This window comes from Deltaproteobacteria bacterium RIFCSPHIGHO2_02_FULL_44_16 (genome assembly GCA_001798185.1).
Taxonomy (GTDB): Bacteria; UBA10199; UBA10199; order 2-02-FULL-44-16; family 2-02-FULL-44-16; genus 2-02-FULL-44-16.
In genome coordinates, this window is sequence record MGRM01000006.1 from 88540 (window position 1) to 105781 (window position 17242).

General features: G+C 46.1%; 13 protein-coding genes and 1 pseudogene (1 of these 14 cut by a window edge). 8 read left to right on the forward strand and 6 right to left on the reverse strand.

All coding sequences use genetic code 11. The features are described 5' to 3' along the window. Window positions 1–64 precede the first annotated feature (64 nt). Entirely contained in the window at window positions 65–862 is a 798-nt protein-coding gene (locus tag A3C46_03695; protein OGQ23221.1) for a hypothetical protein, read from the reverse strand. After that, window positions 849–2378 carry a hypothetical protein gene (locus tag A3C46_03700; protein ID OGQ23222.1) on the reverse strand — a complete coding sequence of 510 codons (1530 nt, stop codon included), beginning with the start codon at window positions 2376–2378 and terminating at the stop codon, window positions 849–851. Before A3C46_03700 ends, A3C46_03695 begins: the two co-directional genes overlap by 14 nt. Window positions 2379–2597: 219 nt before the next feature. Here A3C46_03700 and A3C46_03705 point away from each other — a divergent pair, with 219 nt between their 5' ends. From A3C46_03705 to A3C46_03715, 3 genes are all read left to right on the forward strand, one after another. Then, complete coding sequence (locus tag A3C46_03705; GenBank protein ID OGQ23223.1) at window positions 2598–4532, forward strand: AMP-dependent synthetase; 1935 nt, start codon at window positions 2598–2600, stop codon at window positions 4530–4532. Window positions 4533–4789: 257 nt separating this feature from the next. Further along, entirely contained in the window at window positions 4790–6268 is a 1479-nt protein-coding gene (locus tag A3C46_03710) for a hypothetical protein (protein ID OGQ23224.1), read from the forward strand. A gap of 93 nt (window positions 6269–6361) precedes the next feature. Further along, the gene (locus tag A3C46_03715) at window positions 6362–9172 is read left to right on the forward strand and encodes an aconitate hydratase 1 (GenBank protein ID OGQ23225.1); all 2811 of its coding nucleotides are present in this window, start codon (window positions 6362–6364) and stop codon (window positions 9170–9172) included. Between the two features lie 150 nt (window positions 9173–9322). Here the strand turns inward: A3C46_03715 and A3C46_03720 are convergent, their stop codons facing one another. From A3C46_03720 to A3C46_03735, 4 genes are read right to left on the reverse strand one after another with little or no spacing between them, the layout of a single operon-like run. Beyond that, complete coding sequence (locus A3C46_03720; GenBank protein ID OGQ23226.1) at window positions 9323–10546, reverse strand: hypothetical protein; 1224 nt, start codon at window positions 10544–10546, stop codon at window positions 9323–9325. Window positions 10547–10595: 49 nt separating this feature from the next. Further along, the gene (locus A3C46_03725) at window positions 10596–11132 is read right to left on the reverse strand and encodes a Rossman fold protein, TIGR00730 family (GenBank protein ID OGQ23227.1); all 537 of its coding nucleotides are present in this window, start codon (window positions 11130–11132) and stop codon (window positions 10596–10598) included. A gap of 13 nt (window positions 11133–11145) precedes the next feature. Further along, entirely contained in the window at window positions 11146–11643 is a 498-nt protein-coding gene (locus A3C46_03730; protein OGQ23228.1) for a hypothetical protein, read from the reverse strand. 14 nt (window positions 11644–11657) lie between these two features. Beyond that, window positions 11658–12365 (reverse strand): hypothetical protein, encoded by a 708-nt coding sequence (locus A3C46_03735; protein ID OGQ23229.1) that lies wholly within the window; start codon window positions 12363–12365, stop codon window positions 11658–11660. Between the two features lie 186 nt (window positions 12366–12551). On the opposite strand from A3C46_03735, the gene A3C46_03740 reads away from it, so the two are divergent. From A3C46_03740 to A3C46_03760, 5 genes and pseudogenes are all read left to right on the forward strand, one after another. After that, window positions 12552–12743, forward strand: a complete 192-nt coding sequence (locus A3C46_03740) for a hypothetical protein (protein ID OGQ23230.1) — start codon at window positions 12552–12554, stop codon at window positions 12741–12743. 49 nt (window positions 12744–12792) lie between these two features. Then, the gene (locus A3C46_03745; GenBank protein OGQ23231.1) at window positions 12793–14409 is read left to right on the forward strand and encodes a hypothetical protein; all 1617 of its coding nucleotides are present in this window, start codon (window positions 12793–12795) and stop codon (window positions 14407–14409) included. A gap of 47 nt (window positions 14410–14456) precedes the next feature. Beyond that, complete coding sequence (locus A3C46_03750) at window positions 14457–15590, forward strand: ethanolamine utilization protein EutJ (GenBank protein ID OGQ23232.1); 1134 nt, start codon at window positions 14457–14459, stop codon at window positions 15588–15590. Window positions 15591–15767: 177 nt separating this feature from the next. Then, window positions 15768–16670 carry an ABC transporter permease gene (locus A3C46_03755; GenBank protein OGQ23233.1) on the forward strand — a complete coding sequence of 301 codons (903 nt, stop codon included), beginning with the start codon at window positions 15768–15770 and terminating at the stop codon, window positions 16668–16670. Between the two features lie 2 nt (window positions 16671–16672). After that, a pseudogene (locus tag A3C46_03760) lies at window positions 16673–17242 on the forward strand (hypothetical protein); it runs 372 nt beyond the window's last position.

Below are 17242 nucleotides of genomic sequence, written 5' to 3' on the forward strand. Positions count from 1 at the left end.
CCACTGTGGGACAACCCACAGTGTTCGCTTAACTCTCGGCAATTTTATTGTCAAACCCCGGTTGTTAAAATTGCCTCGAGATACCCTGCGAAACTTTATCCTCGCGCGCCGTTGATAAAGAACGAAGTTTTTTTAGAGATAAGCGCACTTTCAAAATCGCCAAAGAACCTATCAGCATTTCACGCAAAGACATTTTTGATCTTCCTTGTTGTCGATCAGGAAACACGACCGGAAGTTCTCGTATACGATATCCTTCTCGGGAAAAAAGGTAGATCAATAACGTGTGACCCACAAATCCAGGTCCCATACGGAGCATGATCTCCTCAAGAGGAAATCGCCGCAAGTCGTCAACGCGATACATTTTAAAATTATTTGTAAAATCTGACGTGAAACGACCAAAAAGGAGCGTCACGTACATGCGCGAAAGGAAATGAAGAAAGTGTCGCTGCCAGTTCCAACCTCTCACACCTCCTCCACGAAGATGCCTGGAACCGATAATCACATCGACCTTTTCCTCTGAAGCCAGTTTTAGAAAACGTGGGATATCATGCGGATCATGTGAAAAATCGGCGTCCATGGTGAGCACCCATTCATAACCATGTGAGAACGCATAATGAAAACCGGCAAGGATCGCACCTGCAAGTCCCCCATCGCGTTTTCGAAAAAAGGGTTTCAGATGAGAGTATTGTTTCGTAAGTTCAATAATTTTTTCCCGCGTTCCATCAGTGGAACCATCATCGACCACCAGAATATCAATATCCGGGAGCAAGTGATAAATCTTCTCCACCAGAGGAACGATGTTGTCGCTCTCATTAAAAGTGGGAATGCAAATGAGCACTTTCCTCTGTTCAGTTTGTCTCATGATCATCTCGCAAGAGATAAATATCAAAACCGCGAAGCTGTGCGAACAAGACATAATGAGTTTGGACAATATTCTGCAAGTAAGGATATCGACTCATGGGATAACGTCCATAACGTCGATAGTTGGATGGCGCTGTATCGACAATATAGTTTGGAAGTTTTTTTTCAAAATGTTCGCGCAAAATGTCCCAAGCAGGAGGAAAAATATTGTCGGAAGTATCATATTCAACCACTCCCTGGGGATCGCGAAAATCGTTAAGAAATTTTTTCCATCCCGACGGAGGGTTGGGCATCTGAGGGTCATATTCAAGTCCAGCCGATTTTGGAGAACGACCAGTTAAATAATCTGCCGTCGTAAAGGGAGTGGCTGTGTCCATACCGGACAGAAAATAAAGTTGAGGACAATAACCCCAGACAAAAAGGGTGTCCCCTTTTTTCGCATGAAGTCGTAAAAACTCTTTCGGCGCAATCCAGTTGTCTTTTTCATTTCCCCGTAAGTGCGAATGACTCCAAGCATAAAAGAAAAAAACGAGAACCGACACTGATGTCATGATCACAAAAAAACTCTTCCATTTTCTCCACCACGCTTCACTTCGTTCACACAGCCATGCTGTCCCCAAAAGCACGAGTGGAGGATAAGCAACTACATAATAATGATAGTACATCCGTCCCCCCGCAATAATGGCGACAAAGGAACTCAAAAACCAGATCACAATGAGCAACTCCCCATTGCTCTCTCTGTGCCGGAGATCATCGATGGTACGCGCAAAAGCGCCGATCCATAAGAAAAGTCCGCACCAAGCGATGAGGGTGGTGTAACTTGTAAATTTTAAAAATAAATAAAGCGGATCATTCTGCGAAGGTCCTTGCGCATATTTGAGAATGTAGAGAAAACAATTGATAGCATCATCGAGCGCGCCTCTCCATGAAAGCCATCCAATGACAAGCAATGAAGGGAGAAAGGTCGCCAAGGTCACGACCATGCTTGCAAACACACTTTCTCGTAACGATCGTCTTTTACGTACCACATCGAGGAGCAAAAGCAGGAGAATGGTAAGCCACAGAAGTCCTGCAAAATATTTCGCAAGAATGGCCCATCCAATTGAAAGACCACTTAAAAAATAAAAGAAAAAGGAAGAGCGTTTGCGCGCTTCTAAAATCAACAAAATCGCAAGGCTTGCAGGAAGCGCCATCAAAATTTCGCCGTTCACTCCCAACATATCCTGCGGAAGAAACGTGGTGGAAAAAACAATAAAACTTGCTGCTGTCCACCATTCGATATTCGCAAAAGGGTAAAGACGTTTCGCAATCTGACCCAAAATAACTGCCGTGAGAAAAACCCACAGCATCAAAAAAAGATGCGGCCCAAAAAGTGTGGAGGAACCGAAAAGTTCCAGTCCGCTTGCATAAAAATAAAAAGGAAAGGGAGGTTGATAGATAAAAATATCTTGGTACGGAATCGCATCCGAGAGAATTTTTTTGCCGGCAATGGCAAATTCATTCTCATCGATATTCATGTAATCATTAAAAAAGGTCGAAAGGCGCAGAAGAAAGTTCAGTCCAAAAAGAAAAACCCAACGAAACCATGAATGACTCGCTGCAATGGGGGGAAAGATCTTTATGGTTCACTCCTCAAAAGAGGAGACATATAAAAGAGAGGATCTTCACGTGTCAAGGTTCCTTAGAAATGTGAGGAATAACTTGCATCTTCCTCCAAACCGCGATTTTCTGAAAAAATGTTTTCTTCCACCAATCTCTTCCGTCTTCTCCAACAGAAAAAATATCACTCCTATGAGGAACTCTATCAGTGGTCGATCACTGAGCGCGGTTCATTTTGGGAAACGATGATCCAGCTCTTGGGAATTCGATTCCAAAAAAAATATACAAGCATTCTCGATCTCTCGGACGGCATTGAATCTCCGCACTGGCTTGTCGGTGCGAAACTCAATATTGCCGAAAGTTGTTTTCAAGCAGATCCACAAAGCACGGCAATTCTTTTTCAAAAAGAAAATACTCCTCTTCAAACCATAACGTATGCAGAGCTGAATGAACGGAGTGATGGTATTGCTTTTGGCCTCACTTCGTTAGGATTTCTAAAAGGAGATCGCATTGCAATCGACATGCCGATGACGGCTGACGCTGTTTCGATTTATCTTGGAATCATCAAAGCAGGAATGTGTGTGGTCTCGATTGCTGATAGTTTTGCTTCACACGAAATCAAAACACGTTTACAGATTGCAGAAGCCAAAGCCATTTTCACGCAAGATGTCATCGAGCGCAGCGGAAAAGAATTTCCTCTTTATCAAAAAGTCATTGATGCCGATGCTCCGATGGCCATTGTAATTCCGTGCTCAGAAAAACTTTCGACTTCTCTTCGCAAACAAGATGTTTCATGGCTTGATTTCAAAAGTAGATGTAGCATGCCGTTGCGATCTGATTTCAAAACCAGATTTAGTGCGTCGCTGTGCAGCCCATTGTCAGCACCAACCGGAGCGCGCAATGGGCAAGCAGACAGACGCACGAAGTCAGGTTTTGAAGTAGTGAGATGTAATCCTGAGGACGAAACAAACATCCTCTTCTCATCTGGCACCACCGGAGAACCGAAAGCCATCCCTTGGACGCACACCACTCCGATCAAATGCGCAAGCGACGGCTATCTCCACCACGACATTCAACCAGACGATGTTGTCGCATGGCCGACCAACTTAGGGTGGATGATGGGTCCGTGGCTCATCTATGCAACGCTCATCAACAAAGGGGCTATCGCCCTTTTCGATGGTTCGCCAACATCCCGAGAGTTTTGTCATTTTGTGGAGAAAACAAAAGTAACGATGCTTGGAGTTGTTCCCAGCATTGTCAAAGCTTGGAGAGAAAATGGAAGTGCCGCAGGCATCGATTGGAGTTCCATCAAATGTTTCAGTTCTACCGGGGAATGCTCCAATGCCGATGATTATGCATGGCTCATGGCTCAAGCGGGCAATCGTCCCATCATTGAATACTGTGGAGGGACAGAAATTGGAGGTGGCTATTTGACGGGAACACTGCTGCAACCAGCCATCCCTGCAACCTTTACAACGCCAGCGCTCGGCATCGATTTTGTGATCTTAGATGAAGAGGGAAAACCGACAAACAACGGTGAAGTTTTTTTGATTCCTCCATCGATCGGCCTCTCGACAAAACTTCTGAATCAGGATCATCACAAAGTATATTTTGCAGATACCCCGCAAGGGGCGCAGGGGCGGCGGCATGGTGATCAGATCGAAAAACTTCCGAACGGTTATTATCGTGCGCACGGACGCGCTGATGACACGATGAACCTCGGAGGGATCAAAGTCAGCTCTGCTGAGATCGAACGAGTCCTCAATCGGGTTGATGGTATTCAAGAAACTGCGGCGATCGCCGTTTCCCCTAAGGATGGAGGTCCAAGTCTTTTGGTGATTTATGTTGTTATAAAGGCTTCATTCCCGCAAAAACGAGAATCTCACGTAAATACGGGAGATCCCCGCATGCGCGAGGGTGACATTCCGTTTCTTAAAGAGTGCATGCAACGTGCCATCAAAGAAAACTTAAATCCACTTTTCAAAATCCATGACGTGGTCATCATTGATTCTCTTCCTCGAACCGCATCTCATAAAGTGATGCGCAGAACGCTTCGAAAAAATTACTCCTAGGGTCTGTTTGCAAAGGGGTCATCGCGAGCCCGACGGGAGTGGCGATCTCCTGAAAGTATTGTTACAAAGGATTGCTTCGTCGCTCATACTCCTCGCAATGACACACGATGACTTTACAAACAGGCTCTAGGGTTGGGTATTCTTTTACCCTTAAATTCTCTTTCTATAACCGCAGTCTGGACAAAAATGTAAAAATTTTCTTTGTTTAAAGCTTTTCTTTTTTGTACAATGGCGATGGTTTTTCACAGGGGGGGTCCATGAAACACATCACAAAAGTGGCATTTGGTTTTTTATCTCTTCTTCTCGGTATTTTCTTTATCGGATGCGGTGGAAGTAGTGGTACGAGTACGACCGCGAGTTCCACTTCAGTCAACTCTATTGATGACCTTCCGAATACTGAAACCTTTGTGGCAACTACAGCAACCACCTCTCTCAATGCATCATTAAGCAAAGCGGTAACGGGGACACCACCCCTTCTCACCAGTATCTCTTCAAGCAATGCAGATGACTACTTCTGGAATGGACTGCTTGCGACCATCACGACTGCGGGATCAGCAACGCAATCGCAAATCGATTCATATTGGGATGGCGAAGGAGCCTGTCGCATGGCACAGGCTGTAGGATATTCGTTCCAAAACATGCTTCAGGGGGGAACGAGCCTTTGCTACATGCAGAATATGCCTGCCTGTTCTAATGGCGTTTCTATTACAAGTGGATCGGCAACAGCCTCCACTGTCTTCGAACAAGGGGCCTCCAATAAAATCGTGCAAGTGAATGTTTCTGGTCAAGGTGCCAATGAAACTATTTTCATCAAAGTTTTTGGCACGAGCACCACAGAAGGAGCAAGCGGCTATGCTGCAGATATGTTTTTCTGCAATTCTTCAAATACCGTTGGCGGTTATGAACAAATTCGACTCACCGGCAGCACCTCTTTTACGTCCAAGAGTGTGCACGCAGATTTTGGAAATTTTGTGGGTGATCTCACAGCTTCATTGACCACCAACGCAAGTGGACAACTGATTTTTGATCCCAGCGCAACTCGCAGCGCCACCGTCTATTTTGGACCTACTGACGGGAGCTTTACCTTTCTCGGAGCCGTAAGCATTGACAGCGCCGGACTTTTAACGGCACGGGAATATCAAATCGGTTCGTTTGGTGGCGGCGCATCGCAAGAGAACAAACATGCTATCTTCGCGAATTTTACTGGAGGCACGATGGATGAGCTACGCCTCTTAGAATCCAGTTTTGCGCTGCAAGACACGTATGGTAGTTCCGATCAAAGCAATACGGGAGCAACAGAATACCAAACCGATCACTATGAGCCAGTAACTTCCGGCACGCTCCTCACGACAGCTCAAGCCGAAGATTTTAGCCATGATGTCTATACAGGAAGCGTAACTTCCCAAACAGCAGATCTTGCAGCCATCACCAATTATAGCTGCAGCACTACGCCCGATGTTGTCGTTGCCATGGATTTTACCGCCTCATGTCCACAAGCCGTTGCTGTTGAATGTGAAAACAATTTTCAGGATATGAATTTCTGCGATGGCACCACCGTGAGCGCTGCGCGTGATATTGTTTTCACAAGCCAGCTCAGTGTCTTTGGATCTTGCGCGAGCAGTTATTGCGGCGGCGACTTCGACTGTCAGATATTTGCCGAAGAAAATCCGAGTAATGCACAAGGGATCACGACCGCAAACGCTAGCTGCAGTAATGGATGTTGCGCAGCGCAGTAAAAACGTTTCGACATTGCTATCAAAAATGCCTGTGTATTTTACACGGGCATTTTTTTACCTGCTTCTCTCTCGACAAACAAAGTTTCGCTCAGTATGAGACGGCTGAACTTCAAAAAGGAACTTGCACCCATGAAAAATTCTTTTTCGACAAAAAAAGCAATCGATATTTCGAGGAAACAGTATCACTATTTTTCCCTTCCAGAACTTGAAAAGAAATTGGGCATCTCGTTACAATGCATGCCCTACTCGCATCGGATCCTTCTTGAAAATTTGCTTCGTCATGAAGATGGTGAAGCGGTTCGAAAACAAGATATTGAAACGTTTCTTCACTACGATCCCAAAACAGAATCCAATGATGAAATTCAGTTCACACCTGCTCGCGTACTTCTGCAAGATTTTACTGGAGTCCCTGTAGTCGTCGATCTTGCAGCGATGCGTGAAGGGATGCGCGAGAAAAGAGGAGACCCGCAAAAAATTAATCCGCTGCAACCCGTTGATCTTGTCATCGATCATTCGGTGCAAGTCGACGTGTATGGAACACCCGACGCGCTCAAGCAAAACGCTCTGATGGAGTTTCAGCGCAACAAAGAGCGTTATGAATTTTTGAAATGGGGACAAAAAGCTTTTTCGAATTTTAGTGTGGTTCCTCCAGCAACGGGCATCTGTCATCAAGTCAACTTAGAATATCTTTCCCACGTCGCGATGACAAACGATACCCAGAAAAACGGCGCAGCCATTTTTCCGGACACGCTGGTGGGGACTGATTCGCACACCCCGATGATCAATGCGCTCGGTGTTGTCGGCTGGGGAGTGGGCGGGATTGAAGCTGAAGCAGCGATGCTCGGTCAACCGATCTCAATGCTCATTCCACAAGTGATTGGAGTAAAACTTACAGGCCGGCTAGCGCCGGTTGCTACTGCCACAGACCTCGTGCTTACGGTCACGCAGATGCTTCGCAAATATGGTGTCGTCGGAAAATTTGTCGAATTTTTTGGGCCTGGCGTGCAGCACTTAGGTATTGCTGATCGTGCGACGATTGGAAATATGTCTCCTGAATATGGTGCGACGATTGGTATTTTTCCAGTCGATGCGGTCACGATTGAATATTTAAAATCAACCGGGCGAACAGAACGAGCTGAACGAGCGCAACTCTATTTCAAGGCGCAAGGACTTTGGTACGATGCATCGACACCAGATGCCAACTACACCGATGTGTTAACACTCGATCTCGCAAGTGTAGAGCCGAGCGTGGCAGGACCCTCGAAACCACATGATCGTGTCGCACTTTCCAATGTCCGTCACTCTTTTCGTTCGTTTGTTGCGGGACGTTTTAAAAACGAACTTGCAAACATGAAAGCATCCGTCGAGGCGTGGGTCGCCAATGGCGGCACACACGTCGCGCCGGGGCACAACGAAACAGAAGTTCCTCAAGAGCTGGGGCTTCTTGGTGCGTCCGTGTCTGTCAAAGATCCGAAAGGGAATCAGTACAAGCTGACGCACGGTTCGATTGTGATTGCTGCGATCACATCGTGTACGAACACTTCGAATCCGCATTTGATGATCGGCTCTGCTCTGCTCGCACGTAACGCGCTTAGAAAAGGGCTGCAAGCCCCTGCTTGGGTAAAAACAAGTTTTGCGCCGGGGTCCAAAGCCGTGACCGACTATATAAAGGAAGCAGGACTTACCACATATCTCGATCAACTCGGTTTCAATCTCGTCGGTTACGGATGCACGACCTGCATTGGCAACAGCGGTCCTCTTCCAGATCATATTCAAAAAGCGATCGATGACGGAAAACTTGCAACCGCATCAGTGCTTTCGGGAAATCGAAACTTTGAAGCGCGCATTCACTCAAGCGTGCTCGCCAATTATTTAGCTTCGCCACCTCTCGTTGTTGCTTATGCGCTCGCAGGGAATATTAATGTCAATCTCACCAACGAACCTTTAGGACAAGAGAAGAGTGGAACTCCTGTCTATCTCAAAGATATTTGGCCTGATCCCAAAGAGGTCGATGCTCTCGTCAAAAAACATGTGACAGCGAAACAATTCACCAAAGCTTACGGCGATGTTTTTACCGGTGACGAACTCTGGCGCGCAACAAAAGTTCCAGAGAAAGAGACATACGAATGGAATGCAACGTCGACTTATATCCAAAAACCTCCATTTCTTGAGAAACGTTTTCAAGATGAAAACAGAGCAAAAGAGATTAAAGCTGCACGCATCCTCGGCATCTTCGGCGATTTCATTACGACTGATCACATCAGTCCTGCAGGAGCCATCTCACCGACATCTCCTGCTGGAACCTATTTGCTGTCGCACGGTATAACAGTAGAAGAGTTCAATTCTTACGGATCGCGTCGTGGCAATCATGAAGTGATGATGCGTGGAACGTTTGCGAATGTTCGCATCAAAAATAATATACTTGCTCGCGAAGGGGGGTACACCCTTCTCTATCCCGAAGGAAAAGAGATGACCTTCTATGAAGCAGCCATGGAATATGAAAAGCGTAGTAATCCACTCGTTGTCTTTGGTGGCAAAATGTATGGAAGTGGATCGTCGCGCGATTGGGCTGCGAAAGGTCCGAGACTTCTCGGAGTGCGCGCTGTTATTGCTGAGAGTTTCGAACGCATTCATCGATCCAATCTCATCGGCATGGGGATTCTTCCACTTGAGCTTCCACAAGGAACAACAGTTGATGCTTTGAAATTAACAGGAAACGAAGAGGTCGATATTGAAGCGCTCGATACACTGAGACCGAAAGCTCCGATAAAGATTCGAATTCGTGGCAAGGGAGCAACAAAAGAAATCACGTGCAACGTGCGGATCGATACTCCGAATGAACTTCACTACTTCAAAGCCGGCGGGATCTTACCGTATGTCTTGAATCGCCTCGCGAATGCATAACATCTATTGAAAAGTCTCTCGGAGGCGTTGTCTCACTACGGCAAAAATCCTCAGACGCCAGATTTTTGCCTGCGCTTCAGCCTGCTGGGTATTGAGGCTTCGTTTCCAGCGTCTGAAGACGCCACTCGACAATCGCCTCCTGCGGACTTTTTATTGGTCACTTATTTTTTGTAATCTTTGAAACGGTTTGAAGAGGAAGAAGGTGAGACTTAACCAGAGAAGTGCTGCCCCAAAAGAGAGAAATGAAGAGAAGGAAGATAAGACCACGCCTCCTTGTTTGAGAAGAACAAAGAAAAGGGACGCAGTCCCTTTTCCAAAGCGAGCGCCGAAGGTATCAATCACTTCTTTGGTTCGATAACGTGCGTCGAACGAAAGTGGCATATAGAGAATTTCCTTCGAAGCACGAAAGAGAGAATAGTGGAGACATTTATAGAAGAGGAACGCAGTTCCAATGGAGGTAAATGACGGAGCATAGAGCGCAAAACCACACGTGAAGACATGAATAAAAGGAACGATCCCAAGAATGAGCATCACGGGAAAACGTGAAAGCGCGAGCGGAGTAATGACAAATTGAAAAATCATGGCAACCGCATTGAGGATTGCAAAGAAACGACCTGAATACGCTGTTTGCGCATCAGGCGAAGGGATCGCAGTTTGCAAAGCCCCTTGGAATTGAAGTGTCAATGCAGCTGAAAAAACCTGACTCACAAGCACAATCAAAAACAGAAAGAGAAGTGGTTTTTGTCGAAAAAGCGAGAGGCCAAATTGATCAGAAGAATGCATTTCTTTTTCTCTTGGTTTTGGTTCACCACATTTTCGAAACGCAAGATCTGCAAAGAAAAGTGACGGAAGGAGAGAAAGCGCCACAAAGAGAAGCATGTTCACCGTTCCAAAAGGAACCGCGAGTTTACTGAGAAGTAACCCACCGATAATAGCACCCACAGAAGAACATCCAATGATGGGACCATTGAATTTTTTTGCGGTCGACTGATCAAGCGTACTATTCAGAAACGACCACTTCTGTTCGACAATAATCATGATGTACGCTTCTTGAAATGGAAGAAGGAGCATCGCTGCAAAGGGAAGCTTCAACTGCAATGCCATATAACAACATAAGAAAAGAGCGCAGCTCCCGAGCATCGTGATGCGAAATGTTTTGCGTGGACCAAAGCGAGTGAGAAGACGACCATAGAGAGCGATCAAGGCAATGAGGAGAATCGGAGTCAGCGCCATGCCCCACGGAAGATTTTCAACACCATACGCTTTCTTGAAAAGTGTGTTGGCGGAACTGCGCGCCATCTCGTAACCGCAAAGCAGAAAACTCGAGCCCGCAGCCAGAAGCCCCATCGCCCACATTTCCGTTCGCTTAATCATGGTTACCTCTGAAGAACCAGATTACCAATAACTGCCTGTCAGTTATTGGTCATCTTCGCAATTTTTGTAACAACGCATGAGGATGAGTATCGTGATAAATTGTTGCGCGTCGATTGGGAGGGAGAAATTGTGATGCATCCATATGTTCTAAAAAATCGAGGAGCTTATCGTAATAACCCTCTACATTTAAAAAACCACACGGTTTTGCATGAAGCTTTAATTGCGACCATGTCAACATTTCAAAAATCTCTTCCAGAGTTCCAAGTCCACCAGGAAGAGCGATAAAGGCATCACCGAGTTCTTGCATCTTTTGTTTCCGCTCATGCATGTTGTTGACAATATGCAGTTCGGTAATACCGTGATGTGCAACTTCATGTTCGACCATAAATTCGGGAATCACCCCTCGCACAACACCACCCGCTTCCAGCACAGTATCCGCAAGCATTGTCATGATGCCAATACTTGCTCCGCCATAGATGAGTTCTAAGTTTTCTCGAACAAGCAGTTGTCCGAGTTCTTTTGCGACTTCGAGAAATTTTGGGTTGGCTCCATTACTCGATCCACAAAAAATACAGACGCTTTTCATTCTCGGCCTCGTTTTAACTCTCTTTGTAACAGTCTTGGAAAAAGCGCAAGATCTCTTCTTTTGTGTTCTCTGGCAGAGGACACAATGGTTTCGCACTTTGGGGAGATCCTTCATCTCGTGGCTTTCCAGTGACCATGAGCGACATCGTAACCTTTTCAAGTGGACGGACTGAATGCCAACCCTGAGGATGAATCATTTCATATTCTGATCCTGCAGGAAGAAGAATGGTTGCAGCAACTGGCGGAGGAGCTGCGCTCTTTCCATAGCCCACATTCATTTCATAGACACCTTCGAGCACTTTCATCGCTGATGGCCAGGGATGTTGATGAAACAGCGCTTCATTTTTCTCGCAAGAATAAATGCGATGAAGACAGATGCGATACTCATTCCATTGTCGCCACACTCGCTCAACAATCGGCGGATGATAATCAATAAAAAGCGTGTTCCAGGAAGATGAATCTTCAAGAAGTTTTGGAAGCAGACGTTCGACTTCATGTAAAATGTTCAACATCTTTTAGAGGTTCCTTAAGGAGTCAGAACATAGTCTTCACATCCACGATAACGATAAGAGTAAGGATATTGTCCACTCACAATGCGATCGAGTTCTGCACTGAAATATCGATAGGGATCTGACGGCATTTTCTCTCTCATAAAAAAATCTTCGCAAAGAGTTGAGCAATCTTCGATTGCTGAAGCTTTATTAAAGGAATGAACTTCTGCTGCGCATTTCTCTCGAATCTCAGCTACGCAGCGCTGGACACAATCTCGAAAAGGTTTTTCTTTTCCAGATTTTTTCGCACGCTCAAGAGGAGTTGGTGATCCTAATCTTTCTCTAAAAAATCGATCTACAATTTGGCGTGGCTTCAGTTGAAACGACCCATTTGGTTCCTCAATATTGGGCTTTTGCTCTGGAGCGGAATACCAGCGAAGCTCCGGGAGGAAAGGAAGCAACCCAATTTGTGCGAAACCGAGCAAATAGATGAGCCCAAAAGATCCACTCGCTGCAACCTCAGCACTCAATGGTCCAACTTCGCTCATCGCTAGACTCATTCCGACAACAGTGATTCCTTTTCTCTGAATTGGTGTTGAAGATTGAAGAAAAAATGCCGAGTGCGAACGAGACAAAAGAGAAACTCCTGAAGGACAATATCTGTTCTTTTCTCTTTCCGTGTCTGAAGGAAGGATTCCGAAGGAGTTCAGGGCAAAAGTTGCGGTGATAGGAGCAAGACTCATGAGATTGTTTGTTTAGAGAAGCGTTTAAAAAATGCAATTATCTTCTTCTGAGCGCAATGAACTGAAAGCCCTCTTCCCCGCTCCGTATACGTTTGATTAAATCTTCCACTTACCAATAACTGACAGTCAGTTATTGGTAACCTTCTACTTCTTGCTTTTTATTACTATGTATTATAATGTATTACTATGAACTGGATGACGGTCAAAGAAATTGCCAAATATCTTAAACTCTCAGAGGCCATGATTTATAAGCTCGCTCAGAAGGGGGAAATTCCTGCGGCCAAAATCGGAGATGCCTGGCGATTTTCTCAAACCCAAATTGACGACTGGCTCCTTCAAAAAAGTAAAAAAGAAATTTCGATTCCGAAAAATGTTTAAGAAAAAAAGTTGTGTCGATTGGTGAAGAGAGTAGAGAGCGCAGTTTGTGATGCAAAAAATTCTTTCTTATCTTCGTTGTGACTTTCGTCACGATCTCATTGCAGGAATTGTTGTGGGACTTGTGGCTCTTCCTCTCGCCATCGCCTTTGCTGTTGCTTCTGGCGCGCGACCTGAACAAGGACTCTATACCGCAATCATCGCCGGCGTTGTCATTGGTCTTCTTTCTGGTTCGAAGTATCAAGTCTCAGGGCCCACTGGTGCTTTTATCGTGATTCTTCTGGGGATTGTGAATCATCACGGCATTGAAGGATTACTCGCAGCTGGATTTATGGCCGGCATTCTTCTCGTCCTCATGGGAGTTTTTCGTTTTGGCTCCATTATTAAATTTATCCCCTATCCAGTGATTATTGGTTTCACCTCTGGCATCGGCCTTTTGATTTTTACCGGACAGCTTCCGAATTTTTTCGGACTGACTCTCACCGAACGCCCGCACGGTTTTATTGAAATGGTCCAGCAACTTTTTTATCACCTCCCTCACGATATCACCTTTTCCGCTTTTCTCATTGGGGCTGTCACCCTTCTCGTCCTTCTTCTTTGGCCAAAGTGGAATACAATGTTTCCCGCTGCTCCCATTGCTCTTGTCGTTGGAACTGCGCTCAGTTTTCTTCTTCCAACCGTCGCAACGGTTGGAAATATCCCAACAGGACTTCCGCAATTTCATCCAATTTCACTGAGCCTTTCCGACATTCGCCTCCTTCTTCCCTCAGCACTCACCATCGCCATGCTTGGAGCCATGGAATCGCTTCTTTCAGCTGTCGTCGCTGATGGCATGACTGGCACCAAACACAACTCCAACAAAGAACTGATCGCACAAGGTGTGGGGAATATCATTATTCCGTGGTTTGGAGGAATTCCTGCAACCGGCGCCATAGCACGCACAGCCGCAAATATTCGTAACGGTGCAAAAACACGCATCTCTTCTGTCGTGCATGCTCTCACACTTCTTCTCATCATTCTCTTTTTCGCTCCGTACGCTCGTTACATTCCGATAGCAGCGCTCGCAGCAATCTTGATGATCGTTGCTTATAAAATGAGTGAGGTGCACCATTTTCGAAAACTTCTCACCGCTCCGCTTTCGGACATCGCAGTTTTGCTCACAACTTTTTCACTGACTATTCTCTTAGACCTGACAGTTGCTGTTGGAACTGGTGTAGTGCTTGCAGCGCTTCTCTTCATTAAACGTGCAAGTGAAATCAACGTGAGTACGCTTGAAGAAAATACGCGTAACGGGAGTCAAGCAGCACTGGCTCTGCGCGAGAAAATAAAAAATTATCCGCGCATCTCTCTTTATGAAATCAACGGACCGATGTTTTTTGGTGCCGCAAGTATTCTCGAAGAAGAAATAGCGCACAAAGAACATGAAATATTGATTCTGACTGTGAAAAATGTCCATGTCATCGATGTCACCGCGATTCACGCGCTTGAACTCATTATCGACAAGATCCAACAGAATAAAGGCCACATCATCCTTGCTTCGGTTCAGCCAAAAGTGCATCGTGTTTTGGAACGACATGGACTGATCAAGCAACTCGGCGGCGAAAAGTATATTGCCAAGAATATCGACGACGCCATCGAGCGCGCCAAAGAACTTCATACTTTTGATTGACAGGGACTGCGCCCATTCATAAAAACACTGACTAAGGGGAAATATTTATGACATTACGAATATTCAAAATCTTTTTTCTTTCACTTCTGACTCTTTCTTTCTTCAGTTGTTCCAAACCGACCAATGAAATTCGGATCGGATTTTTTGGACCCTTGACCGGAAGCACTGCGACGTGGGGACAGATGGGGAAAAAGGCGGTCGATCTCGCGGTCGAAGAAGTCAATGCGCAAGGTGGACTCCTCGGAAAACAAGTCAAAGTGATTTATGAAGATGATCAGAGCCTTCCAGAACAAGCCAAAATCGCAGCCCTCAAATTGATTAAACAGCATAAAGTTTCTGCACTCATCGGCGAATACGCATCATCGCGCAGTCTTGCAGCTGCTCCAGAAGCACAGCGCAATAAAATTCCGATGGTATCTCCTTTTTCCACGAATCCCAAAGTCACGGCTGTTGGCGACTACATTTTCCGCGTCTGCTACATCGATCCTTTTCAAGGATCTGCGATGGCCCACTTTGCGTATGATCAACTCGGCGTACGCAGTGCTGCTATTTTGCGCGATATTAAAAATGACTACAGTATAGGGCTTGCAAATTATTTTATCGAAACCTTTACCAAACTCGGCGGAAAAATTGTTGCGGATCATGCGTATAGCGAAGGCGATGTCGAGTTTCGTTCACAACTCACGGCAACCAAGGCGAGCAATCCCCAAGCGATTTTTATTCCAGGATATTATACTGAAGTCGGTCTCATCGCTCGTCAAACGCGTGAACTGGGAATGAATATTCCTCTTCTTGGTGGCGATGGTTGGGATTCGACAAAGACGGTCGATATCGGTGGTAATGCCGCAAATAACAGCTATTTCAGTACTCCTTTTGCTGCGGATGATCCAAACCCCGCAGGGCAAATGTTCATCAAAAATTTTCAATTACGTTACGCTCTCCCTCCTGATGGAACAGCAGCCGTCTCGTACGAAGCTGCGATGGTTCTCTTTGATGCGATCAAGCGTGCAGGATCAACCGATGGGAAAGCCATCCGCGATGCGCTTGCCGCAACAAAAGATTATGATGGTGTTTCAGGAAAAATGTCTCTTGATAAAGACCGAAACGCAATCAAACGTATTGTCATCATGAAAATCGAAGATCAAAAATTACAATTCCACAGCGCTGTTGAACCGTCGTAACGAGAACATTAAAAAAGGCCGCAGGAGGCGCTGCTCGAGCGGCGTCTGCAGTCGCTGTGGACAGCAGCCTTCATGATCACAGCGACAAAGAGCAGGTAGCGAGACGGCGGCTGAGTCGAGCTACCGTAGTGAGAGAGCGCCTCCGAGAGACTTTTTCAAACTTTTGACAGGAAAACATTGCAGATTTTTTTACAACAACTCGTGAATGGCCTTGCATGGGGAAGCATCTATGGTCTGATTGCTCTGGGCTACACCATGGTCTATGGCGTGTTGCAACTGATCAACTTTGCGCATGGCGATATCTATATGATCGGCGCCATGGCCGGTTTTTATCTTGGCGGCTACGCCGTTTCTGGGACAACATCATCTCTCTTTCAATTTATTTTGGTGATGAGTGGAAGCATGATCATCTGTGGGCTCCTCGGTTTTCTCATCGAACGATTGGCGTATCGTCCTCTTCGCGCTGCTCCCCGCCTGACGGCACTGATTACCGCCATTGGAGTTTCACTTTTTCTGCAATTTGGCGGTCAACTTGTTTTTGGACCAGATCCTAAAGTCTTTCCCGAATTTTTTCAGACTGAGAGTCTTTTTCGCGCTGGCTCAGTTTCACTGAACAATATCCAAGTCATTATCTTTGTCGTCGCCATTCTCATTGCTCTCCTCCTTCGTTTCCTTGTCATGAATACACGTATCGGCATGGCGATGCGCGCGGTTTCATTTTCACATCCCGCTTCGAAATTAATGGGCATTCCGATCAATCGCATTATCTCGTTCACGTTTGTGCTCGGATCGATGCTCGCTGCAATTGCCGGAGTTCTCGTCGGCATCTCCAACCCCAAAGTTGATCCCCTCATGGGGATTATGCCAGGGCTCAAAGCCTTTGTGGCTGCGGTTCTTGGAGGAATTGGAAATATTCCTGGCGCTTTACTCGGCGGCCTTATGATTGGAGTGTGTGAATCGATGGTCGTCGGATATTTTTCATCCACGTATCGAGACGCGATCGCTTTTGTGATTTTAATTTTAGTTCTCCTCTTTCGGCCCCAAGGTCTTCTCGGCTCCAAAACTGTGGAGAAGGTTTAAGCATGCATCGCTTCCTGATCATGTTGCTCCTCATCATCGCACTGTGGGGAGTTCAGTTTGTCACCTCGCATTATCTGCAAGATTTTTCCTACGAACTTCAAATTCTACAACTCGTCGGAATCAACGCGCTCATGGCAGTGGGTCTCAGTCTCATCAATGGCATCACCGGTCAATTCTCGCTCGGACATGCCGGATTTATGGCGATCGGCGCCTATGTCTCAGCCGCCCTCACCTTCTACGTCGACCCACTGCTAGCGCAGTTTTCTTGGGTAGGTCCGGTGGCATGGATCGAAACGACGTGGTTTTTGTGTGCTCTTTTCTTCGGCGGAGTTGCGGCAGCACTCGCCGGATTTCTGATCGGGTTGCCAACCTTGCGACTTCGGGGTGATTATCTTGCTATGGCAACACTCGGCTTTAGCGAAATCATTCGAGTGATTATTCTGAACATTGAAGCGGTCGGCGCAGCACGCGGATTTACCGGTATTGCAGAACGCGCGAATCTCTTTTGGATTTTTTTCTGTTTGATCGTGGTCACGTGGTTACTTCTGAATCTCGTGCGCTCCACCAAAGGA